This is a genomic window from Rhodanobacter thiooxydans LCS2 (assembly GCF_000264375.1).
GTDB classification, from domain to species: Bacteria; Pseudomonadota; Gammaproteobacteria; order Xanthomonadales; family Rhodanobacteraceae; genus Rhodanobacter; species Rhodanobacter thiooxydans.
In genome coordinates this window covers 130,653-152,640 of sequence record NZ_AJXW01000043.1, presented here as the reverse complement: position 1 = coordinate 152,640, position 21,988 = coordinate 130,653, and the positions used below count along the sequence as shown (strand labels likewise).

20 protein-coding genes are annotated in these 21,988 nt (G+C 64.4%); 10 read left to right on the top strand and 10 right to left on the bottom strand.

Annotated features, from left to right (window positions below; translation table 11 throughout):
* Positions 1-565 precede the first annotated feature (565 nt).
* Positions 566-1,549: a DNA-binding protein gene (locus tag UUA_RS09545; protein WP_039953759.1), complete on the bottom strand. Its 984-nt coding sequence runs from the start codon at positions 1,547-1,549 to the stop codon at positions 566-568.
* Positions 1,550-1,715: 166 nt separating this feature from the next.
* Between UUA_RS09545 and UUA_RS09540 the strand changes: the two genes are divergently transcribed.
* The 9 genes from UUA_RS09540 (at position 1,716) to UUA_RS09500 (ending at position 11,902) form a co-directional block, all read left to right on the top strand.
* A complete protein-coding gene (locus UUA_RS09540) occupies positions 1,716-2,879 on the top strand; it encodes a tyrosine-type recombinase/integrase (RefSeq protein ID WP_008436302.1) in 1,164 nt (387 codons plus the stop codon).
* A gap of 624 nt (positions 2,880-3,503) precedes the next feature.
* Entirely contained in the window at positions 3,504-4,859 is a 1,356-nt protein-coding gene (locus UUA_RS09535) for a carbohydrate porin (protein ID WP_153022924.1), read from the top strand.
* 31 nt (positions 4,860-4,890) lie between these two features.
* On the top strand, positions 4,891-6,267 hold the full coding sequence (locus UUA_RS09530) for an NRAMP family divalent metal transporter (protein WP_008436299.1): 1,377 nt from the start codon (positions 4,891-4,893) through the stop codon (positions 6,265-6,267).
* Positions 6,264-6,461 carry a hypothetical protein gene (locus UUA_RS09525; RefSeq protein ID WP_008436298.1) on the top strand — a complete coding sequence of 66 codons (198 nt, stop codon included), beginning with the start codon at positions 6,264-6,266 and terminating at the stop codon, positions 6,459-6,461. Before UUA_RS09530 ends, UUA_RS09525 begins: the two co-directional genes overlap by 4 nt.
* Before the next feature lie 258 nt (positions 6,462-6,719).
* Positions 6,720-6,923, top strand: coding sequence for a copper-binding protein (locus UUA_RS19340; protein WP_235605940.1), 204 nt, complete (start codon positions 6,720-6,722; stop codon positions 6,921-6,923).
* A 112-nt stretch (positions 6,924-7,035) separates the two neighbouring features.
* Positions 7,036-9,996, top strand: coding sequence for a Tn3 family transposase (locus UUA_RS09515; RefSeq protein ID WP_039953758.1), 2,961 nt, complete (start codon positions 7,036-7,038; stop codon positions 9,994-9,996).
* 126 nt (positions 9,997-10,122) lie between these two features.
* Complete coding sequence (locus UUA_RS09510) at positions 10,123-10,644, top strand: hypothetical protein (RefSeq protein WP_008436294.1); 522 nt, start codon at positions 10,123-10,125, stop codon at positions 10,642-10,644.
* A gap of 33 nt (positions 10,645-10,677) precedes the next feature.
* Positions 10,678-11,019, top strand: a complete 342-nt coding sequence (locus UUA_RS09505) for a cupredoxin domain-containing protein (RefSeq protein ID WP_425476894.1) — start codon at positions 10,678-10,680, stop codon at positions 11,017-11,019.
* 133 nt (positions 11,020-11,152) lie between these two features.
* Positions 11,153-11,902 (top strand): hypothetical protein, encoded by a 750-nt coding sequence (locus tag UUA_RS09500; RefSeq protein ID WP_008436278.1) that lies wholly within the window; start codon positions 11,153-11,155, stop codon positions 11,900-11,902.
* A 26-nt stretch (positions 11,903-11,928) separates the two neighbouring features.
* On the opposite strand, the gene UUA_RS09495 is transcribed toward UUA_RS09500, so the two are convergent.
* A complete protein-coding gene (locus UUA_RS09495; RefSeq protein ID WP_008436277.1) occupies positions 11,929-12,111 on the bottom strand; it encodes a hypothetical protein in 183 nt (60 codons plus the stop codon).
* A gap of 245 nt (positions 12,112-12,356) precedes the next feature.
* On the opposite strand from UUA_RS09495, the gene UUA_RS09490 reads away from it, so the two are divergent.
* Positions 12,357-12,884 (top strand): VOC family protein, encoded by a 528-nt coding sequence (locus tag UUA_RS09490; RefSeq protein ID WP_039953757.1) that lies wholly within the window; start codon positions 12,357-12,359, stop codon positions 12,882-12,884.
* Between the two features lie 3 nt (positions 12,885-12,887).
* On the opposite strand, the gene tadA is transcribed toward UUA_RS09490, so the two are convergent.
* From tadA to UUA_RS09450, 8 genes are all read right to left on the bottom strand, one after another.
* Positions 12,888-13,376, bottom strand: coding sequence for a tRNA adenosine(34) deaminase TadA (gene tadA, locus UUA_RS09485; protein WP_039953756.1), 489 nt, complete (start codon positions 13,374-13,376; stop codon positions 12,888-12,890).
* Between the two features lie 79 nt (positions 13,377-13,455).
* Positions 13,456-15,033 carry a glutamine-hydrolyzing GMP synthase gene (gene guaA / locus UUA_RS09480; protein ID WP_008436274.1) on the bottom strand — a complete coding sequence of 526 codons (1,578 nt, stop codon included), beginning with the start codon at positions 15,031-15,033 and terminating at the stop codon, positions 13,456-13,458.
* Between the two features lie 113 nt (positions 15,034-15,146).
* A complete protein-coding gene (guaB, locus tag UUA_RS09475) occupies positions 15,147-16,604 on the bottom strand; it encodes an IMP dehydrogenase (RefSeq protein ID WP_008436272.1) in 1,458 nt (485 codons plus the stop codon).
* Between the two features lie 87 nt (positions 16,605-16,691).
* Positions 16,692-17,561, bottom strand: a complete 870-nt coding sequence (folD, locus tag UUA_RS09470) for a bifunctional methylenetetrahydrofolate dehydrogenase/methenyltetrahydrofolate cyclohydrolase FolD (RefSeq protein ID WP_008436268.1) — start codon at positions 17,559-17,561, stop codon at positions 16,692-16,694.
* Positions 17,562-17,649: 88 nt separating this feature from the next.
* Complete coding sequence (der, locus tag UUA_RS09465; protein WP_008436267.1) at positions 17,650-19,053, bottom strand: ribosome biogenesis GTPase Der; 1,404 nt, start codon at positions 19,051-19,053, stop codon at positions 17,650-17,652.
* A gap of 21 nt (positions 19,054-19,074) precedes the next feature.
* Positions 19,075-20,274 carry an outer membrane protein assembly factor BamB gene (gene bamB, locus UUA_RS09460; RefSeq protein ID WP_008436266.1) on the bottom strand — a complete coding sequence of 400 codons (1,200 nt, stop codon included), beginning with the start codon at positions 20,272-20,274 and terminating at the stop codon, positions 19,075-19,077.
* A gap of 8 nt (positions 20,275-20,282) precedes the next feature.
* Complete coding sequence (locus tag UUA_RS09455; protein ID WP_008436265.1) at positions 20,283-20,933, bottom strand: YfgM family protein; 651 nt, start codon at positions 20,931-20,933, stop codon at positions 20,283-20,285.
* A gap of 151 nt (positions 20,934-21,084) precedes the next feature.
* On the bottom strand, positions 21,085-21,972 hold the full coding sequence (locus UUA_RS09450; RefSeq protein WP_081491526.1) for a helix-turn-helix domain-containing protein: 888 nt from the start codon (positions 21,970-21,972) through the stop codon (positions 21,085-21,087).
* Between the last annotated feature and the right edge of the window lie 16 nt (positions 21,973-21,988).

Below are 21,988 nucleotides of genomic sequence, written 5' to 3'. Positions count from 1 at the left end.
GTTCTCCTCCTCCCGCGGATCGCGCAATTGACCGGGGATCCGTGCTGGCGCATTTTTCGGACGACCCGACGATGGCCCCACGTCGCCCTTGTCCTGTCGATCCAGTCGCGCTTTCTCCTGCTCCGTGGGCTGCTTTCGGCTGCTCGCACTACCTGCAGCACTGGCCTGCGGAAGGTTCGTGTTGCCCTTTGCCGTTCTCCTCGCAACTACACAAGACCAATAGCCGAAGTACTGCGCCATGGCCGTCGCCGCATCGTGCAAAGGGTGTTGCGCGATGCGGGCGTGCGTACTTGTGGCAAGCGATACGCACCATCCCCGGGCACATCCATGCCGTATCTCCCGCACGAGCCGACCTTCATCATCGTGGTTTCTTGACGACTCAAATGACAATGAGTAGCATTTACTCACCACGAGGAAACCTGCCGATGAATCGCTTTTTGATGCTGATCGGGACGGGGTTGAGCCGAGATACGTGTAATTTTGATAAGTAGAAGTCAAATTCTCTTTTTAAATTATAGAGATAGCTTACTTCTCCTTGCGCTCCCTGCCTGTTCCTGTCCCGTCCTCATTTTTGCTTGGATAGACGGCGTTTGTGGGCCACAGTCAACTGGTTCTCTGCGGCCACTGCGCGGGCTTCCGCTGACTGAAGTGCCGCCTTCAAGCCGCAGACTTGTCCCCGCGCGCCAGCCAGCTCCAAGGCAAGCTGATCGCGCTCGCCCGTGATGGTGGCTACCGCCGCCAAGCGCGCTTCGCCCTCCGCCAATTCCCGGCGAAGACGCGCCATGTCCAGTCGCAATTCCGTGAGGCTGGTCTGCTGGTCTTCGCTACGTTGCCGCAGCTTGGCCAATTGCTGCTCTGCATGCCGCTGTCCTTCCCGCGCAGCATCGGTTTCTTGCAGCATGCGGGCTTGAGCGGCCTCCACGCGCTCGTTGGCTTTGTCCCGTTCCACTTGATACGCAGCGTCGCGGGCGGCAATGGTCGCCTGGAATTCGGCGGTCAACCGGTCGTGGGCCTGCCGTGCGGCGTCGAGCTGCTGAGCCATGTCGGTACGAACGGCCGCCACCTCGTGCTGCAACGCTTGAACCTGGCCAAGGGCATCGCGCTTGGCCTCGGTTTCCTGGGTGAGCTGCTGCCGCACCTCCATGCCTTGCTCGCGTAGCTGGCTGATTTCGTGTTGCAACTGGTGGATTGTGGCCTGGGCCGCATCCCGTTCGACAGCAGCGTCATCGTACGCACGCTTCTGTGTTTCCAGATCGGACTCCAGCGCCTGGCGGTGCTCGTTGAAGACGTGCTCCCCCTGTTCGACGGCCGCCGCCCAGAGCGATCGCATCGCATCGGCGATCGCCGGAGGTAGATCGGCGCCGAGAGCATCGGCCTTGGCCCGCTCATCCTTCCACAGCTTCAGTTCATCGTTGATCGTGGTACGGCTGCCCTGCTGGATAGCGGCATAGATCAGGTCGACGGTGAGTTCGTGAGGCCGTCTACCGTCCGCTACCAAGGCCACGGCAGCTTCACGGGTACGTTGACGGGTATCGCTGACACGGCTCATGGAAGCTCCAGTCGCTCGGTGGGTCAATTTCGTGGAATGCTTGGTATGTATATCACAGTATTACGTTATATGTGTAATGTTAAGTCCAAGAAATTTACGATAACTCCCATAATCGAATGTTTATTGGCTGTACGCTACGCTTCCCGTGGCGTCAGACATCGGAAGCATGACGGAGCCTGCAGCGAACCTTCTAGCGTTGCCCCAAGCCTTGCCGCCCAACCTGTCGGGATGCGCTGGCACCAATCGCGCCTCGGCCAGCGTGGCGCGGCAGATCGCCGCCAACGACGACGTGGCTGCGATCGGCCTGTGGCTGGCGGAATATCACGACTCGCCGCATACCTTCCGCAGCTATCGCAAAGAGGCCGAACGCTTGCTGCTTTGGGCCACGCAAATCCGTGGCAAGCCGGTGTCGAGTCTCACCCGCGAGGATGTGATCGCTTATGAGGCGTTTCTTGCTCAGCCCCCTGCGACCTGGTGCGACGCCGGTCTCGCCCGTCGCGGCGAGCATCGGCGACTGTTGGTCGGTCCGTTGGCCGAGCGCAGCCGTCGCCAGGCCTTGGGCATTCTTGCGGGACTGTTCAATTACCTCGTGCGTGCCGGCTATCTCGCGGGCAGTCCGTTCGTCCTGCAGCGACAACGGGCACGCCGAGGCACTCGACGCACGATCGAACGCTACTTGGACCGTGCCATCTGGGAAGAGGTGTTACGCGCCGTCGACGATTGGCCGCAGGACTCCATGCGGGAACGGCAACGCTACGAACGCGCTCGCTGGGTGCTTCGCTTCCTCTATGAAACCGCACTACGAGCCGCCGAAGCCGCGGCCGCCAACGAAAGCGATTTCCAACCTATCCGTGGGCGGTGGTGGTTGCACACCGTGGGGAAAGGTGGGGTCGAAGGCACCGTCCCCCTGAGCGACGGTCTCATGGACGACTTCGCACGCTATCGGCGCTTCCACGGCTTGCACGCGTTGCCTTCGGGCGACGGCAAAATCCCGGCCATTCTTGGCATCGCCGGACGATCGTCCCCGCTGACGCCCACGGCGGTCTACCAGATCGTCAAGGACACCTTCCGGCGCGTAGCCGAGACATTGCAACAGCAGGATGAGGTCAAGGCCACACGAGTGCGCCGCGCCTCGACGCATTGGCTGCGGCATACGGCCGCCACGCACCAGGCCGAGGACGGCACTCCGATCCACCACATCCAGAAGAACCTGCGTCATAGCTCCATCGGCACGACGTCGATCTATGTTCATGCAGAAGAAGATGCACGACATGCCAGTACTACGAAAACACGCATCGGGACCTCGGTGCCTCGCGGAGATGTGCCATGACTGACCCCGGTGATCGCTTTGGCATGCCGGTGAGCGCATTGAAGTTCTCTCTCTGACACGACTGCCAGCTGCAATCGACCGCGCCGTTAGCCGAACGGCATCACCCAAATCTTCCCTTCCCGGGCAATGATTCTATCGCGGTGACACAAATATCGTTGACTTCAACGTCAAGGGCAATTAGCGTATGCGCGCCCGGCGGATCGCCCGCGGGCATCTATTTGCTGCATCCGAGACCCATGGACATCTATCCGAGTACCAACGCAGTGATCGCGCCATCGGCGCCGGTTGCTGCCGAGGTTCAGCCCAACGTGTATACATCCCGCGCACCGGTCGCGGGCGGGCACTCCTGACGTCCCGCTCGCCCCCCGGTCTGCGGACTGGAGGCGAGCCATGCTCCTGCTTACCCTTCTACTGCCATCCTCGCGCGCACCGCGCGCTGCGCCGGCTCGTCCGCCGCTTCACCCGGCGGGCGTGCCCTCGCGTCCGCTGCTCATCCAACACTGGCAGCGTCTGCCCGGCGAGACGCGTCTGCGCGCCCGCTGGCTGACCTCGCGCTGACATTCCCTTACCCCACACTGGCGCCCGCGGCCGTCGCTGCTGGCGCTCTTGCCGAAGATCGATCGCATGACGCGTTTGCCTACATCCAACTTGTTCGTACTTCTGCTCCTGGGCCTCGGCGCCCTGGCCACGCGCGCGCATGCCGACAGCGGAAGCGCGCCACCGCTGTTCGTGCCGCAGTTGCTAGATGCTCAGATCAGCTACGTAGCGCAGAAGCTCGACCGCATGCATTCTGCCTATACCGGCCCGCTCAGCCTGCCGACTGGCGGTGACCAAGCGCTATCGCGCACGTTCGGTGCCTATCTGGGCATGCGGCTGCCGGCGCATCTGGCCTTCTATCTGGATGGCGAGCTGTTCACCGGTGGCGGCATCAACAAGGGCACCGGCCTGGCCGGTTACGTCAACGGGGATGTGGTGCGCGCAGGTCCCGGCTCGGGCGGCAAGCAGCGACCGTACATTGCGCGCGCTTACCTCGATTGGAATCTGCCTTTGGGCACCAACAGCGCTCCGATGGCGCGGGCGCAGGATCAGCTTCCCGGCACGCTGGCCACCCAGCGGATCGAGCTCAAGCTGGGGCGGCTGGCGCTGGCCGATGACTTCGACAAAAACCGCTACGCCAACGATACCCGCCACCAGTTCATGAACTGGGATTTCATCAACGCGGCGTCCTATGACTATGCCGCCGATACCCGCGGCTACACCGACGGCTTCATCGTCGCGTGGGTCCAGCACCACTGGACGTTGCGTTACGGCGTGTACCAGATGCCGCTGCAGGCCAATGGTCAGGCGCTGGCCGGGCCACTGGACCGAGCCCGTGCCGAGCAGGTGCAGCTGTCGCTGCACCCGTTCGGTAGTGACGGCTTCGCGTTGCGCCTGCTGGCCTTCCGCAACATCGCCAAGATGGGCAACTACGCGCAGGCGCTGGCGCTCGCCGCCGCCAGTGGCGCCACGCCGGACATCGCCGCCGACGGCCGCTACGGCCGCCGCAAGCACGGCTACGTGATCAATGCCGAGCTGCCACTGGCCGACGACGGCGACACCGGGCTGTTCGCGCGTTGGGGCTGGAACGACGGCCACACTCAGTCGTTCGCCTACACGGAGGCCGAGCGCGCGCTGAGCGTGGGGGCGCAGCTGTCCGGCGCGCACTGGCGCCGCTCCGAGGACCGTATCGGCATCGCGTTCGACCTCAACGGCCTAGCCAGCGCGCATCGCGCCTACCTCGCCGCAGGCGGCTGCGGCTTCCTGCTGTGCGACGGCGCGTTGGACTACGGCCGCGAACGAGTGATCGAAGCCTACTACCGCCTACAACTCGGTCACTACTTGCAGCTGAGCCCGGACCTGCAGTGGATCGCCAACCCCGGCTACAACCGCGCGCGCGGCCCGGCGCGGGTGGTCGGCCTGCGCCTGCACCTGAGCCTCTGATACTTCTTCGATACCCACAGGAAGCCTGATCATGTCTGTGCCAGATATCTCCGTACCACACGCCAGCGCCGCGGCCCGCGCAGGCCTGCAGCAACGTATCCGCGACCGCCTGCACCTGGCGACACTGCGCCGGCGCCCTGCCACGCCGTGGAACCGGCTGGTACTGGCTTTCGCCCTGATCGGCCCCGGCCTGCTGGTGATGCTGGGCGACAACGACGCCGGTGGCGTGCTGACCTACGCGCAGACCGGCGCAGCCTATGGGCTGGGCCTGTTTCTGCCGCTGATGTTAGTGCTCGGCTTCGTCGCCTACGTGGTGCAGGAGATGACCATCCGCCTGGGCGCCGTGACGCGGCGCGGCCACGCCGAGCTGATCTGGAAGCGCTACGGCCCGTTCTGGGGCATCTTCTCGCTGGTCGACCTGGTACTGGCCAACGTCCTGACCTTGGTCACCGAGTTTCTTGGCATCCGCATCGGCGGCGAGGCGTTCGGCATTCCGTATGGGCTGAGCGTGCCGCTGACGCTGGGTTTCGTGGTGATGACGCTGGTGTTCCTGCGCTACTGGGCGTGGGAGCGCATCGCGCTGTTCATCGCCGCGCTCAACCTGGTGTTCGTTCCGCTGGTGCTCATGGCACACCCGCATTGGGATGCTGTGGCGCGTGCGTTCACAGGCTCGGGCTGGATGCTGCCCGGCGGCGTGCTGTCGGCGACCTTCCTAATCCTGTTGTCGGCCAACATCGGCACCAGCATCGCGCCGTGGCAGCTGTTCTTCCAACAGTCCTGCGTGGTCGACAAGGGTCTGCTGCCGAAGGACATCCCGGCCAGCCGACGCGACCTGATGCTCGGTGTGGGCGGCATGGTACTGGTGGCAATCGCGGTAATCGTGCTCGGTGCGGTGGCGCTGTCGGGACTTCCCGATGCGAAGAACCTTACGACCGAGGCAGTGCTGTCCGCGCTGCAGCAGCGCGTAGGCGAGACGGCTATGAAGCTGTTCGCGCTGGGCCTGATCGAAGCCGGGCTTATCGCCACCATCGTGATCACCGCCAGTACCGGCTGGGCGATCGGCGAGGCGCTGGATCTACCACGCTCGCTCAACGCTTCACCCGGCCAGGCGTGGCGCTTTTATGCCCCGGCGGTGATGGGCACGGTGGTCGCGGCCGGCGTGGTGCTGTTCCCGAACCTGCCGATCGGCTTCCTAAACCTCAGCGTGCAGGTGATCGCCACGGTGTTCATGCCGGCGGCGATGCTATTCCTGCTGATGCTGCTCAACGATCGTGAGCTGATGGGTGAGCATGCCAACGGGCCGGTGCGAAACGCACTTTCGGTAGCGATCATGATCGCCCTGATTGCCTGCAACGTCCTATATGGCCTGGTCACCGTATTTCCGCATATCTTTGGAGGCAACCCATGAAAGACCTTAACGAGTACACGCCCGAGCAGGTGCAGGCGCTGCTGGCCGAGGAAGGTTGGCATGACGAGCTTCCGCCGGTGCATCGCTTGCAGTTGACGCCGTGGCAGCAGTGGGTGTTCTGGGGGTTGCGCATCTACGTGGTGGTGATGTGCGTCATTGTGTTGTGGGCTTTCAGCACCGGCGTGCATGCCTAAGATGTGGGCGGCATGCCAGTACGACGCGGGCATGCGCTTCGTTGACCCCGCCTGACAATCACTCATGATGCCCTAGCCTGATGATCATCTGCGACCACATCGGCTCGATATTTTCCTTGCCGCTAACCGTGCAGAAGGTGGGCTGGGCCCGCCCTTGTACGCAACACTCCGCAGAAGGAAGCCTCGATGCCGGCTCGACGATGTAGACCGCGCGGATCGGTAGATTGGCGACTAGCGCAGCAGAACACGGATCCGAACATGCCCGGCATGCAGGCATGCAACCGACCAACGATGCCCATGACCTGCAAAGTCAATCCGTCGGCGCTGCTGGCGACGGTGGAGGTCGGTGAGAAGGTGCGGTTCATCCTGCACCTTGCCAGCATGGCCAGCACCGTGACGGCGATTGCGCCGCTACAGCCCTGGACAGGCCGTGCCGTGGCTCAACATGGGCCTGGTCTATGATCGTGCCTTCATGGCGTGACGAAACGAGCGTTCAGCCCGCAAACAGCGAGTCGACGCTAGCTACGGGTCGTTGCCGCACGCCGCGCCCTTCCCATCGGTTCCGAGGCACGGCATGGCTTCGATTGATCGGACTGCATACCCGCAATTCAAACGTAACCCTGTGGTTCGCGAACTCGTCGCGCTGTACACCGTCGACGAGTCCGAGACGGCCTTCATCGTCAAGCATGCACGACAGCCGTCCAGTCGATTAGCCCTGGCCATCCTGCTGAAGAGCTTTCAGCGATTGCGCTATTTCCCGGCACTGGATGAGGTGCCCGCAGCCGTACTGAGGCATATCAGGGCGTCCCTGAAGTTTCGGATCCAGGTGAAGCCTGCCCAGCCTAGCGCGGTCACGCTGTATCGCTATCACGCATTAATCCGGAAGCACCTGGATTTCCGGCCGTTCGAGGAAGGCGGTCTCGATGTGGCGGCCAGAGCCATGCGAGATGCTGCGGCCATCATGGATCACCCGCCGGATCTGATTAATGTGGGCATCGAGCAGTTGGTCACCGACCGCATCGGACTGCCAGCCTTCAGTACCCTCGATCGCCTGGCACGACGCGTCCGTGCGTTGGTCAACGGCCAGCTCTTCGCAACGATTGCCCAGCGTTTGACAGCGGACGAGAAAGCACGCCTGGATGGATTGCTTCAATCCGGTGGAAAAGCCGGCAAAAGCCCGCTGCACGAGGTCAAACGCCTGCCCAAGCGTTCGTCCCTGAGGCACTTTCAGGAATTGATCGACCACATGGAGCGGCTTGACGCGCTGGTGGGCACGGACGCGCCGCTGACTGGGATACCCGAACTCAAGCGCAAGCATTTTGCGGCTGAGGCGCGTGCACTCGATGCCGCCGAACTCAAAGAGTTTCGTCCCACCAAGCGACATGCCGTACTGCTTTGCCTGATCCACCGGGCCCGGGTACAAGTGCGCGACGATCTGGCGGCAATGTTCATCAAGCGCATGAGCAAGATCCATGTACACGGCAAGGAACATCTCGACCGCCTACGCAGCCAGTACCGGGAGAAAGCCGAGGTGCTGGTAGCAACGATGTCCGATGTCATTCGGGTACTTGCCGAACAACGCAGCGACACAGCCGCCGGCCGCGAGATTCGGCGCCTGGTCGGGCAACGCGGCAGCATCGATGCATTGCAGGAGGACTGCAACGCGATCGCCGCCCACAGCGGGGACAATTACTTGCCCTTTCTCTGGCCATACTACAAGAGCCACCGACCCACGCTGCTGCGCATGGTGCGCATCCTCAATCTGAAAAGCACGACGGAGGATCGTTCGTTGATCGATGCCCTGGAGTTGATTCTCGCGCAGGAGCGGCAGCGCGGTGATTGGCTGGATGGGCCCATGGACCTGTCTTTCACAACACACTTGTGGCGAAAGACCCTGACCCAGCGCACCGAGGATGGCGAGGAGCGCATTCACCGTCGGCATTTCGAGGTATGCGTGTTCTCGGCGTTGGCGAACGAACTCAAATCCGGTGATGTGGCCGTACCGGGATCGGAGGACTATGCCGACCAGAGCGAGCAGCTGTTGAGCTGGGAAGAATGCGAACCGCAAGTGGCCGCCTACTGCGCAGAGTTTGGCCTGCCGGCTGACCCGATCACGTTCGTCAACACACTGCAGTCGCGCCTGATGCAGGTCGCCGAGCAAACAGACCAGGAGTACGTCGACAACGGCCAGGTCGTGATCGATGACCAAGGCATGCCGGTTCTTAAGCGCAGCAAGGCCAAAGAGATGAGTAGCCAGGCCAAAGCCCTCGAAACGGCCATTCATGAGCGCTTGCGCGAGCGCAGCGTGATCGATGTGCTATGCGACGTCGGGCACTGGACCAACTGGCATCGCCATTTCGGCCCGCTGTCCGGATCGGACCCGAAGATTGATCAGGCACGCGAGCGATACGTACTCACGGCCTTCACCTACGGATGCAACCTGGGCCCCAATCAGGCGGCACGTCATTTCCGTGGGGCCGTCACGGCGCACATGCTGTCGTTCGTCAATCGTCGCCACATCGACGCGAACAAACTGGCCGCCGCGTGCCGCGACATCATCAATAGCTACGCCGGCCTCCAATTGCCCAAGCACTGGGGCGACAGCAAGCGCGCCGCGGCGGATGGCACCAAGTACGAGATGTACATCCAGAATAGCCTGGCCTCGTACCATATCCGGTACGGTGGTTACGGCGGCATTGCGTACCATCATGTCTCCGATACCTACGTCGCGCTGTTCAGCCACTTCATCCCATGCGGGGTCTGGGAGGCGGTGTACATCATCGACGGCTTGCTCAAGAACACGTCCGACATCCAGCCGGACATCGTGCATGCCGATACCCAGGGGCAGTCGCTTCCCGTCTTCGGGCTCTCGTACTTGCTGGGCATCCAGCTGATGCCGCGCATCCGAAATTGGCAGGATTACCGGTTCTTCCGGCCCGATACGGATGCCACCTATGAGCACATCGATGCGCTGTTCCGCGACAGCGTCGATTGGGACCTGATCGAGACCCATTGGAAGGACCTGATGCGTGTCGTTCTGTCGATCAAGGCCGGCAAGGTGGCCGCTTCGACTTTGTTGCGGCGCCTGGGCAACAACAGCCGCAAGAACCGGCTTTACCACTCATTCCGCGCCTTGGGCTCCGCCGTGCGTACGCTCTTCCTGCTGCAGTACATTTCCGACCAAGACCTGCGCGAACAAATCACCGCTTCCACCAACAAGGTCGAGGCCTATAACGGATTCTCGAAATACTTCTTCTTTGGTGGGGAGGGCGTCATTGCCGACAACGACCCGGTGGAGCAGGAGAAGGCCGTCAAGTACAACGACCTGGTCGCCAACGCCGTGATCTTCCATAACGTCGTGGAGCAAACCCGCATCATTCGATCGCTCATGCGGGAGGGCTGGAAGATCACCGCCGAAGACGTCGCGGCGCTCAGCCCCTACATGACGAGCCACATCAAACGCTTTGGGGACTACCTGATCGATGCCGAGGCCGTCCCTGAGCCCTACGAAGCCGAACTGGCGCTGGCCGCTTGAGCGTCCATGACGAAGGGCGAGGGGTGGTGATTCTGCGCAACCCATCTTGGCCGGTGGCCGTTCAACCCATGAGACCCGTGCTCGCTATGCTTCAAGCGGCGTGGCGGCGGCGCGGCAGGAGGTACCGTGGAGCTCTCGGATTTTCATATTGGCCTGGAATTCGTGGCCAGCGCTGGGTTCCGGTGGCGGTGCACCGATGTGGGCACCCGGACCGTCTTGGCCATCCAGATCGATCGGCGGGACCCCAACTGGTACCAAGGGCCGCCGTACATCGCCAAAGAAGTCGTGTTCGATGAGCACGAGATCGCGCACTGCCACCTGACAAATGCCGATGCAGTGTCAGCCGCTTTGAAAGACCACCAGACGATGACACACCCGGGTTATCCCTCAGCGGTCGTGACGCGCATGCTGGAGGCGCGGCACGCTCAGCCTTACCCACACTCGGGCGTGTTGCGCTTCGACCGGTGTCGGCCGGACGGGGAAATCCTCCATCCCTTTGCAGGGCGGCAGGAGGAAGGGGAGTGGGTCGTCGAGCTTTACCTGCCGTTCCAAGAGGACTACGAGGTCATGCCGGAACGGAACTTCATCGCGTTGCCTCGGGTGACGCCCGCCGACCTACGGGCTCGCGCGGCCAAGAAAAACGGCTAACTCGTTGCTTCGACGGTGGAATTTCGATTCTAGTTGTCAAAATTACACGTATCTCGGCTCAATCCCGGGACCGCCCTGCTGCTGGCTGCCGGGAATGTGGCGGCAAGCGAACCGCCGGAATACACGCTGGTCATCAAGAACCATCGCTATCAACCGAGCGAGATCAGGATGCCGGCCAATACCAAGGTGCGCATCGTGGTGAACAACCAGGATCCGACGCCCGAGGAATTCGAGAGCACGGATTTCAACCGCGAAAAACTGGTGCTGCCCAACGGCAGTGCCACGGTTTACGTCGGCCCATTACGTGCCGGCACCTATGCCTTTTTTGGCGACTTCCACCAGGACACGGCCCAGGGGCGCCTGATCGTGGAATAACCGCTAGCTCCATGCCCGGCTTACTGCTGCCCCAGGCATTGATCCCTTCCCATCCGTTTCGACTGCGCATTCGCCGTCGGCGCCAGCCCGACGGCAGGAGGACTGCGTGGCTCGATATTCCCAAGGACTTCCCATGCAAGCGAACCGCTCGTTTCCCCGGCGCACCCGGCGCGTTATCCCCGCGGGCCTCGGCCTCGCCCTGATCGCAGGCGCCGGTCTGGTACACGCGGATGACTTCATCGTCTATTCGCCGCACGTGATTGCCACCCAGACCGAGTTCGAACTGCGCGGCTACGGCTACAGCGACGGCCGCGCGGATATCAACGGCGAGCGCGCGGCCGAACTCTCAATTGCGCACGCATTCACCAGTTGGTGGAAACCCGAGCTCTACGTGGCCGAGTACGAGAAGGAGCCAGGCGGGCGGGGAAAGCTGGTGGGCTACGAGTTCGAGAACACGTTCCAGTTCACCGAGCCGGGGCGCTATTGGGCCGACTTCGGCCTGCTCGCCTCCTACGGTCACCCCAAGGGTAGCGGCCCTGGCGAGCTCGAGTTTGGTCCACTGATCGAGAAGACCGCTGGCCGTTTCGATCATCGCGTCAACTTGATCTGGGAACGCCAGATTGGCGGCGGCGCATCGCACCACACCGAATTCCGCTATAGCTATGCAGGCACCTATGCGCTGACTCCCGCTTTCCGGCCCGGCATCGAGGCGTATGGCCGGCCCGATGACGACTCCTATCAGGCAGGTCCCGTGGTCACCGGTGAATGGCATGTGCCGGGCACGCGTGGCAATGTCGAATACCGCGTCGGCCTGCTGCTGGGCATCAATTCCGCTGCTCCGCAGCGCACCTTGCTGGCGCAGGTGGAGTATGAGTTCTTTTGAGCGCTGGGCAGCGGTGAAGCAGCAGGCTACCGCCCCGCCCGCTGCGCCGCGCGGATCGGTTTGATCCGGCGCAACCAGTCGTAGCCGTCCTCGGGACGCAGGTTGGTGCCGACGGCGGCGTTCCCGGCGGGAACGCTGCGCGCAGTGGCGTCCGACTGGCTGAACCGGCGTCGCAGATGGAGCGGCTGGCGGCTGAAGCTAATCTTCATTTCCGGGGTTCCTCACAAGGTGGATGGATCGGCACGATCCGTGGGATCGTGCGGACAGCCGCAAGAATCGGGGTCTCTGGATGATGGATCAATGATCCGAGCGGGATCGCACCGTTTCCGCACTGGAACGATGCCGTGCTCAGCGGATTGTCCATCCACGGAAACTCGCCGATCGCCTGCGGGGCGTTTCATCGGCTGCGGCCGGCGCCATATCGTTGCGCAGTAGCGCATCGAGACGTCGGATCATGGGCAAATCACTATTTTGGCGGCTGTTTCTTGTGCTCGGCATAATGGTCGGCGCGCTGCCTGCGGGTGCGGCCACGTTGTATGGCGACGACTACGCCAGGGTCGGTGTGCCGGACCTGCCACAAGCCGTGGCCTTTTTTACCGGCGTGCTGGATTGTCGCCCGATCGAGTCGACTGCCGGCAGAGCCGTCAACGACAGCTTGCGGCCATCGCGCCTGCTGATCTGTGACACAGGTTCGATCGTCGAATTGTTCGATCAGCGGAACGTCGCCCCTGCCCCGGAACAGGCAGGCCAGACGGTGCGATTCGTGACGGACGACCTGGTACACGACGGTCAATGGCTGCGCCACCAGGGCGTCGACGTCAGCGGCGCGCCGCATCGGCTGACTTCCGGCCCCCTGGCCGGTCGGCTCGCGCTGGATTTCGTGTCGCCCTGGGGGTTGCACCTGCAATTGCTGGGCAGCAGGGCAGATGGCCCCGCCGGCGGCACCCTGGCGACGACCGACATCCCTTCCGGCGGCAACTGAGCCTCAACGTCGGGCGCGGAAAAACTCGCGCAGCATCGCGGCGGATTCCTCGGCCAGCAGGCCTCCAGCCACCTCAATGCGATGGTTGTGGCGCGCGTCCACCAGGGTGTCGAACATGCTGCCGGCCGCGCCGGTCTTGGGGTCGGCGGCGGCGTAGACCACGCGGCCGAGGCGGGCGTGGATCATGGCCATCGCGCACATCGAGCACGGCTCCAGCGTGACGTACAGCGTGGTACCGGACAGGCGATGGTTGGCCACTTTCTCGCCGGCGGCGCGCATGGCCATGATCTCGGCGTGGGCGGTCGGATCATGCAGGGTGATGTTGCGGTTCCAGCCTAGCCCGACAATTTCCCCACCCTGCACCAGCACGGCACCCACCGGCACCTCGTTCTCGGCATCGCGGGCGTGTGCCGCCAGTTGCAGCGCCCGGCGCATGAACTGCTCGTCGGCAGCCGAGAATTCACTTGAACCTGGGGGCGTTTCTTCAGTCATTTCATGGCACTGCGATCATCATATGAGAAAGCCGGCATATCGCCGGCCTCCTCGTCCTGCACGTAACCGATTGATTTGCCTACTCCCACTCGATCGTCGCGGGTGGCTTGCCGCTGATATCGTAAACTACGCGAGAAACACATCGCAACTCATTGATTATCCTGTTTGAGACCTTGCCAAGGAACTCGTAGGGCAAGTGTGCCCAATGCGCGGTCATGAAGTCGATGGTTTCGACCGCACGCAGCGCGATCACCCATTCGTAGGCGCGCGCATCGCCGACCACGCCGACCGATTTCACCGGCAGGAATACCGCGAACGCCTGGCTGGTCTGGTCGTACAGGTCGGCCTTGCGCAGCTCGTCGATGAAGATCGCATCGGCCTGGGCGAGCAGTTCGGCGTATTCGCGCTTCACCTCGCCCAGGATGCGCACGCCCAGGCCGGGACCGGGGAAAGGGTGGCGATAGACCATTTCGCGCGGCAGGCCGAGTTCGACACCGATGCGGCGCACCTCATCCTTGAATAGCTCGCGCAGCGGCTCCACCAGTTTCAGCTTCATGTGCGCTGGCAGGCCGCCGACGTTGTGGTGGCTCTTGATGACGTGGGCCTTGCCGGTCTTGCTGCCGGCCGATTCGATCACGTCGGGGTAGATCGTGCCTTGCGCCAGCCACTTCACCTTGCCGCCGGCGACAATCAGCTTCTCCGACTCCTCGTCGAAGATCTCCACGAACAGGCCGCCAATAATCTTGCGCTTGGCCTCCGGGTCGGCCACGCCGGCGAGCGCCTTGAAATAGCGGTCGGCCGCGTTCACGCGGATCACCTTGACGCCCATGTGCTCGGCCATGGTGGCCATCACCTGGTCGCCTTCCTGCCAGCGCAGCAGGCCGGTGTCGACGAACACGCAGGTCAGGCGGTCGCCGATCGCCTTGTGCAGCAAGGCGGCGACCACCGAGGAATCGACGCCGCCGGAGAGGCCCAGCAGCACGTGGTCGTCGCCAACCTGCTCGCGCACGCGGGCAATCTGGTCGTCGATGATGTTGGCCGGAGTCCACAGCGTGGCGCAGCCGCAGATTTCGGTGATGAAGCGCTTGAGCAGGGCCCCGCCCTGCTTCGTGTGCGTCACTTCCGGGTGGAATTGCACGCCGTACCAGCGCCTGGTCTGGTTCTCCATCACGGCGACCGGAATGCGGTCGGTGCTGCCGGTGACGACGAAGTCCGGCGGCGTACGCGACACGTGGTCGCCGTGGCTCATCCACACGTCGAGCCGGTGCGCATCGGTATGGTCGGTGAGGCCAGCGAACAGGCGGCTGCTGCCGGCGATGTCCACCGTGGCATGGCCGAACTCGCGCTGGTCCGCCGCTTCGGTGGCGCCACCCAACTGCGCGGCCAACGTCTGCATGCCGTAGCAGATGCCGAGGATCGGCACGCCCGCATCGAACACCTGTTGCGGTGCTTTGGGCGCACCCGGGAGCGTGGTCGATTCCGGGCCACCGGACAGGATGATGCCTTTCGCGCCGAACGCGGCGATCTCGGCCGGGTCGTGGTCCCATGCCCAGATCTCGCAGTACACGCCCAGCTCGCGCACGCGCCGCGCGATCAGCTGGGTGTATTGCGCGCCGAAGTCGAGGATCAGGATCTTGTCGGAGTGGATGCCTTGCATCTTTCGGACTCTTGGGATGTACAAAACAACTACGGCGTCATTCCCGCGAACGCGGGAATGACGCCACTAAGGTTTGGAAGCCCGGATTCCGACATGATTCCCGGCTCCGATCATCACGAGTTGAGCCGGTAATTCGGCGCTTCCTTGGTGATCTGGATGTCGTGCGGGTGCGCCTCGGTGACGCCGGCGGAAGTCACCTTGACGAACTGCGCCTTGTGCCGCACGTCGTCGACGGTGGCCGCACCCAGGTACCCCATCGAGGCGCGCAGGCCACCGATCAGCTGATGGATGATGTTGCGCAGCGGGCCACGGTACGGTACGCGGCCTTCGATGCCCTCGGGCACCAGCTTGTCGGCGTCCGCCTCCTCCTGGAAGTAGCGGTCCTTGGAGCCGAGCTGCATCGCGCCGATCGAGCCCATGCCGCGGTAGCTCTTGTACGAGCGGCCCTGGAAGAGTTCCACCTCGCCCGGCGATTCCTCGGTGCCGGCGAACATCGAGCCGAGCATCACGCTGGACGCGCCTGCCGCGAGCGCCTTGGGGATATCGCCGGAGTAGCGGATGCCGCCATCGGCGATCAGCGGGATCTCGTCCTTCAGCGCGGTGGCGACCAGGTCGATCGCGGTGATCTGCGGCACGCCGACGCCGGCGACCACGCGGGTGGTGCAGATCGAGCCGGGGCCCACGCCCACCTTGACCGCGTCCACCCCCACGTCGAGCAGCGCGCGCGCCGCCTCGCCGGTGACGATGTTGCCGGCGATCACCTGCACCTGCGGGTAGTGCTTCTTGACCCAGCCGGCGCGTTCGATCACGCCCTGCGAATGGCCGTGCGCGGTGTCCACCACCAGCACGTCGACGCCGGCGTCGACCAGCGCGGCCACGCGCTGCTCGGTGTCGCCGCCCACGCCGACCGCGGCGCCCACCAGCAGCGCCTCGTGGCTGTCCTTGGCCGCATACGGATTGTCGCGGGCCTTCTGGATGTCCTTCACGGTGATCAGCCCGCGCAACTGGAACGCGTCGTTGACCACCAGCACCTTCTCGATGCGGTGCCGGTGCAGCAACTGCAGCACCTCATCCTGGCTGGCGCCCTCCTTCACCGTGACCAGCTTGTCCTGGCGAGTCATGATGTTGCGCACCGGGTCGTCGGGCTTGCGCTCGAAGCGCATGTCGCGACTGGTGACGATGCCGACCAGCTTGCTGCCCTCGACCACCGGCACACCGGAGATGTTGTGCGCATGGGTCAGCCGCAGCACCTCGCGGATCGAGGTGTCCGGACCCACGGTGATCGGGCTGCGGATCACCCCGGCCTCGAACTTCTTGACCAGACGCACTTCGGCAGCCTGCTGCTCGGCGGTCATGTTCTTGTGGATGATGCCGATGCCGCCCTGCTGCGCCATGGTGATGGCCAGCCGCGCCTCGGTGACCGTGTCCATCGCGGCGGACACGATCGGAATGTTCAGGCGCAGGTTGCGGGTAAAGCGGGTGGAAGTGTCGACGTCGCGGGGAAGCACGACGGAATGGCCCGGAACGAGGTAGATGTCGTCGTAGGTCAGGGCCTCGGCGAGGATGCGCATGCGAAAAGTCCCGCTGCAAAGAGGGAATTATACGCGCCCTGCCGGCATGCTCGCCAGACGGCGGCTGAATTCGGCGGCAGCCGCAGGTCAAGCCACCCGGCGCAGTGTGGCTTGCGCCTCGGCGGCTTCCAGCGTGTTCTCCATCAGCGTGGCCACCGTCATCGGGCCGACGCCGCCGGGTACCGGGGTGATCCAGCTGGCGCGCTCGGCGGCCGGGGCGAATTCCACGTCGCCAACCAGGCGGCCGTCGTCGAGCCGGTTGATGCCCACGTCGATCACTACCGCGCCGGGCTTGATCCACTCGCCCTTCACCAGCCCCGGCTTGCCGGCAGCGACGATCATGATGTCGGCCTGGCGCACGTGGCATTCCAGGTCGCGGGTGAACTTGTGGCAGCAGGTGGTGGTGCAGCCGGCGATCAGCAGCTCCAGCACCAGCGGGCGGCCGACGTGGTTGGACACGCCGATCACCACCGCGTGCTGGCCGCGCACCGGGCGATCGGTGTGGCCGAGCAGGGTCATCACGCCCTTCGGCGTGCATGGGCGCAGGCCGAAACGGCGCAAGGCCAGCCGCCCCACGTTGATCGCCTGGAAGCCGTCGACGTCCTTGTTGGGGTCGATGCGGTCGACCAATGCGTCCTCGTCGATATGTGCCGGCAGCGGCGACTGCACCAGGATGCCGTGCACGTCCGGGTCGGCGTTGAGCCGGTCGATCAGGGCGAACAGTGCTTCCTGGCTGGTGCTGGCCGGCAGGTCGTAGCCGAACGAACGGAAGCCCACCTGCTGGCAGGCCTTGCGCTTGTTGCGCACGTAGACCGCCGATGCCGCATCGTTGCCCACCAGCACCACTGCCAGCCCCGGTGCGGGAAGCCCCTGCGCCACCCTGGCGGCGACGCGCACACCGACACGCTCCAGCAGTTCCTGTGCGATGCGCTTGCCGTCGAGGATGCGTGCGTTCATGGGAAAGGCCTGGCTGCGGGATTCGCCATTATCCGGGCTGCACCCGATGCACACAAACCGCGCCTGCATCCGGAAGTCGCGAACAGGCTCAGCGCGTGCGCTTGATCAGCTCGCTGCGCCGGCGCCTTGCCTTGTGCTGCTGTTCCTTGGTCAGCACCTTCTTGCGTCCGGCGTACGGGTTCTCGCCTTCGCGGAACACGATCCGGATCGGCGTACCCTCCAGCTTGTAGCGCTTGCGAAAGAAGTTTTCGAGGTAACGCTGGTACGCCGGTGCGATGTGCTTGGTGCGGCTGCCGTGGATGACGATGGTCGGCGGATTGGTGCCCCCGGGATGCGCGAAGCGCAGCTTTGGCGCGTGGCCGTTCACCAGCGGCGGCTGATAGCTCTCGTAGGCTTTTTCCAGCGCCTTGGTAAGGTCGGAGGACACCAGTTCCCTGGTCGCCGACGCATGCGCGCGCACCACCGCACGCATCAGCTCGCGCAGGCCCGAGCCATGCAGCGCGGAAATCTGCACTTGCTTGGCCCAGTCGACGAATACCAGCCGGCGATCCAGCGCGCGGCGGCATTCGTCGCGCTGGTACGCATCCATGTCGTCCCACTTGTTGATCGCGATGACCAGCGCCCTGCCCTCGTCAATCGCGTAGCCGATCAGGGTGAGATCCTGGTCGGCGAGATTCTCGCGGGCATCGATCATCACCACCGCCACCTGGGCGGCGGCGATCGACTGCAGCGTCTTGATGACGCTGAACTTCTCCACCGCCTCCTCGACCCGCGCCTTGCGCCGGATGCCGGCGGTGTCGATCAGCGTGTAGCGCTTGCCGTCACGTTCGAGTGGTACCCGGATCGGATCGCGGGTGGTGCCGGCGACGTCGGAGACGATCAGCCTCTCCTCGCCCAGCAGGCGGTTGATCAGCGTCGACTTGCCGGCGTTCGGACGCCCGACGATGGCCACGCGGATGCTGCCGTCCTCGTCCCCGGTTTCCGTGGCCGGTTCCCGATCGGCCGGCAGCAGCGGCAACAGCACGCGCAGAAAATCGTCGGTGCCGCGGTTGTGCGCCGCCGACAACGGCAAGGTGGCACCGATGCCGAAGGCGAAAAACTCGGCCATCACGGCCTGCTCGTCGAGGCCGTCGGTCTTGTTGACCACCGCCACGATCGGTTTGCCGCTGCGCCGCAGTTCGGCCAGGATCGCGTCGTCCTGCGGCAACAGGCCGTCGCGCGCGTCGACCACGAACACCAGCACATCCGCTTCCGCGATTGCCAGGCGCACCTGCTTCGCGGTCAGCACGTCCATGGCGTCTTCGGTGCCGGACAGGCCGCCGGTATCGACCACCACGAATGGCCTCTCGCCGATGCGGCAGATGCCGTAGTGGCGATCACGGGTGACGCCCGGCATGTCGGCCACCAGGGCGTCACGGCTGCGCGTCAGCACGTTGAAAAGGGTCGACTTGCCGACATTCGGACGACCAACCAGTGCAACGACGGGCAGCATGGAAAGTACTTTTTCCGGCGATCAGTGCGCGGACAGACGGTAGGCGCCGATGCGGCCCTCGACGTCCTCGACGTACACGGTGTCGCCCACCACCAGCGGCTGCGCGCGGATCGCCTTCTTCGACAGCCGCTCGCGGGCGGCCAGCGCGCCGTCGCCGGTCTGCAACCAATGCACGTAGCCTTCCAGGTCGCCGACCACGACGTAGTTGCCCTGCACGGCCGGGCCGGTGAGCCAGCGGTACTTCAGCGCGTCGTTCTTCCACATGTCGGCGCCGCCATTCTTGTCGAATGCCCATACCACCGAGGCGTCGTTGACACCGTAGACCGCATGGTCGTTCACCGCCGGTGACTCGAAGCTGGAAAACGGGTGCGCCCACAACGGTCGGCCGCTGGGGCCGTCGACCGCCACGAGGTTGCCGTGATAGGCGGTGCCGTAGAGCGTGCTGCCATCCAGCAGGATCGCGCCATCGGCGTCGTTCAGGCGATCGATTTCAGTACGGCCTTCGCCGCTGGCCAGTTTCTGTTCCCACAGTTTTGCACCATTGTCCTGGCGCAGGGCGACCAGCTTGCCGTCGTCGCTGCCGAAGAACAGCACGCCGTTGGCCGCCAGCAGCGGGCCGTTGCCGCGCAGGCTGAGCAGTGGCACGGTGCCCTGGTCGTAGACCCAGCGGCGCTGGCCGGTCGCGGCATCCAGCGCGTAGATGCGGCCATCGCCGGTACGCACCACGACCATGTCGCCGACGATCACCGGCGGGGCCAGCACCTGGCTGCTCACCGCCACGTCCCAGCGGGGGCTGCCGTCCTTCGCATTCACGGCGTAGACGTGGCCGTCCAGCGTGCCGACGGCAAGCAGATCGCCGCTCACCGCCGGGCCGCCGGCGTACGTGGCGTCCTTGCGCTTCTTGTCGCCCCAGCCGAACCAGCCGTGGGTGCGCGAACTCTTCGACCACAGGCTCTTGCCGCTGGCGGCATCAAGCGCCACCAGCTTGCCGTCCGTGCTGGCGGCATAGAGCACGCCGTCGACCACGGTCGGGCGCAGCCGCACGCCGCTGGCGCCCGCACCGTCGCCCACACTGGTGCGCCACAGGCGGGTAACCTGCACCGTCGGTTTGAAGTCCTTGGCCAGCGCCGTCGGCGGCTGGACATTTTCCTTCTTGAACGAATGGCACCCGGTGAGTGTCACCAACGAAGCCAGCGTGATCAGCAAGGCACGTTTGATCATTTCAGGTTTCATGCACCCTGCTTCCCGGCCATGGCCAGATCATCGAGTTTCATCTGCAAGGCACCGCGTTGCGGCGCTTCCTCGCCCAGGGCAGTCAGGGCCGTCTGGTAGGCCTTGCGTGCTTCATCGGAGCGTCCAAGCTTGACCAGTACATCGCCGCGGAGTTCCTGCACCAACCCCTGGTAGCTGTCGGCCGGGATGCGATCCAGCGTGGCCAGCGCCTGCGGGCCGTGGTCGCGCGCCAGTTCCACCTGCGCGATACGCAGCAAGGTCAGCGACTTCAGCGGCGGCGCGCCGGCATGGGCCTCGGCCCATTCCAGCGACGCCTCGGCCTTGTCCAGCTGGCCCGCCTGCACCTGTTGCCTGGCGCGCTCGCTGACGGCGAACACGGCAAACGGCGACTTGGCGTAATCCTTCATCAACTGGTCCGTCAGCTGCGAGGCGGTATCCGGTTTGCCGGATGCCTGCGCGACCTGGATCTGCTGGTAGATCTGCGAGGCCGCGCCTTCGTTGCGGGCCTGATGGTTGCGCCACTGTTGCCAACCGAAGATGCCGACCAGGCCGATCGCGATGCCGACGACGATCGACATGCCATTGTCGCGCAGCCATTTCTGCACCAGCTCGCTTTGTTCGTACTTGTCGTATTCTTCAAATGCCATGCAATCACCATTCAAGAGGCCACTCGCGCGGACGCGGACACAGGCCAGTGTGGTAACCAGAGTAAAAGCCGCTTGCGTCCGCTCGTTGCCGAGCGAACCAAGTGGGCAAGCATAACCGATATGGGCCGCACGCAGCGGCCCGCGGTGGCGATCAGAGGCTGGCTGCGGAGGCCTTGCCGTCCTGCATCTGCAGGCGGAAGTGAGCCACGTTGGCGTGCCGGAAATCGTCGAGGCCGATCGCGCTGCCGTCGATGCTGACCTGGGCGCCGCTGGCGTTGCCGATGCGCACATCCAGCGGCTGGTCGCTGCGATAGGACTTGTTGCTGCCGGCCGGAAGCAGGCCGTATTCCAGCCGCGTGCCGTCGGCCCGGGTCACTTCGACCCAGCTCGATGCGGAAAGGCTGAGGCTCAGGCTGTGGCTGCCCGCTTCGCTGCTCGCGGCAGGGGCGACCGGCTTGACCGGCGGCAGGCTGGCGTTATCCAGGTTCGGAAACGGCGCCATCGAGGCCAGTAGCGGCTGCTCCTGTGCCTGCGGAGCTTCTGCCTTGGGCGGGTTTTGCGGAGCCGCGGCCGCCACGCGCGCGTCGGGCGCGGCAACATGGGTGGCGGGGGCTTCCGACTGGGCAACCGGAGCGGCATCCAGCGGCGCAAGGTGGCTGAGGTCGCGATCCAGCGTGCCGCGCACGCCCAGCCAGATCATCGGTACCACGATCACTGCGGTCAACACGACGTAGGTGGCGGCAGTGGCGTAGCGATCGAGCAGGAAGCGCGAATGCGAGATACCGCCGGTGGCCACCAGCGGCGGCTCGATCTGCTTGATGCGATCGAGCTCGACCTGGAGTGACGCCTCGTTGATGCCCAGATGGTGGCCGTACTTGCGGATGTAGCTGGCCAGATAGATCTTGGAGTCGATGCCGTCGTACTGGTCGTGCTCGAGCTGACGCAGCACCCGGACAGGCAGCCTCAATGCATGGGCGCAGGCTTCCAGATCCAGGCCATGGGCTTCACGCGCCGCATGCAGGCGACTGCCGAAACTCACCGTGTGAGGGTTTGCC

Coding starts and splice junctions, on each gene's coding strand:
- der (WP_008436267.1), bottom strand. CDS start 19,053: ATGCTGCCCGTCGTTGCACTGGTTGGTCGTCCGAATGTCGGCAAGTCG.
- UUA_RS09500 (WP_008436278.1), top strand. CDS start 11,153: ATGCAAGCGAACCGCTCGTTTCCCCGGCGCACCCGGCGCGTTATCCCC.
- UUA_RS19340 (WP_235605940.1), top strand. CDS start 6,720: ATGCCCGGCATGCAGGCATGCAACCGACCAACGATGCCCATGACCTGC.
- UUA_RS09535 (WP_153022924.1), top strand. CDS start 3,504: ATGACGCGTTTGCCTACATCCAACTTGTTCGTACTTCTGCTCCTGGGC.
- folD (WP_008436268.1), bottom strand. CDS start 17,561: ATGAACGCACGCATCCTCGACGGCAAGCGCATCGCACAGGAACTGCTG.
- UUA_RS09490 (WP_039953757.1), top strand. CDS start 12,357: ATGGGCAAATCACTATTTTGGCGGCTGTTTCTTGTGCTCGGCATAATG.
- guaA (WP_008436274.1), bottom strand. CDS start 15,033: ATGCAAGGCATCCACTCCGACAAGATCCTGATCCTCGACTTCGGCGCG.
- UUA_RS09545 (WP_039953759.1), bottom strand. CDS start 1,549: ATGAGCCGTGTCAGCGATACCCGTCAACGTACCCGTGAAGCTGCCGTG.
- UUA_RS09530 (WP_008436299.1), top strand. CDS start 4,891: ATGTCTGTGCCAGATATCTCCGTACCACACGCCAGCGCCGCGGCCCGC.
- UUA_RS09525 (WP_008436298.1), top strand. CDS start 6,264: ATGAAAGACCTTAACGAGTACACGCCCGAGCAGGTGCAGGCGCTGCTG.
- tadA (WP_039953756.1), bottom strand. CDS start 13,376: ATGACTGAAGAAACGCCCCCAGGTTCAAGTGAATTCTCGGCTGCCGAC.
- bamB (WP_008436266.1), bottom strand. CDS start 20,274: ATGATCAAACGTGCCTTGCTGATCACGCTGGCTTCGTTGGTGACACTC.
- UUA_RS09495 (WP_008436277.1), bottom strand. CDS start 12,111: ATGAAGATTAGCTTCAGCCGCCAGCCGCTCCATCTGCGACGCCGGTTC.
- guaB (WP_008436272.1), bottom strand. CDS start 16,604: ATGCGCATCCTCGCCGAGGCCCTGACCTACGACGACATCTACCTCGTT.
- UUA_RS09540 (WP_008436302.1), top strand. CDS start 1,716: ATGACGGAGCCTGCAGCGAACCTTCTAGCGTTGCCCCAAGCCTTGCCG.
- UUA_RS09515 (WP_039953758.1), top strand. CDS start 7,036: ATGGCTTCGATTGATCGGACTGCATACCCGCAATTCAAACGTAACCCT.
- UUA_RS09455 (WP_008436265.1), bottom strand. CDS start 20,933: ATGGCATTTGAAGAATACGACAAGTACGAACAAAGCGAGCTGGTGCAG.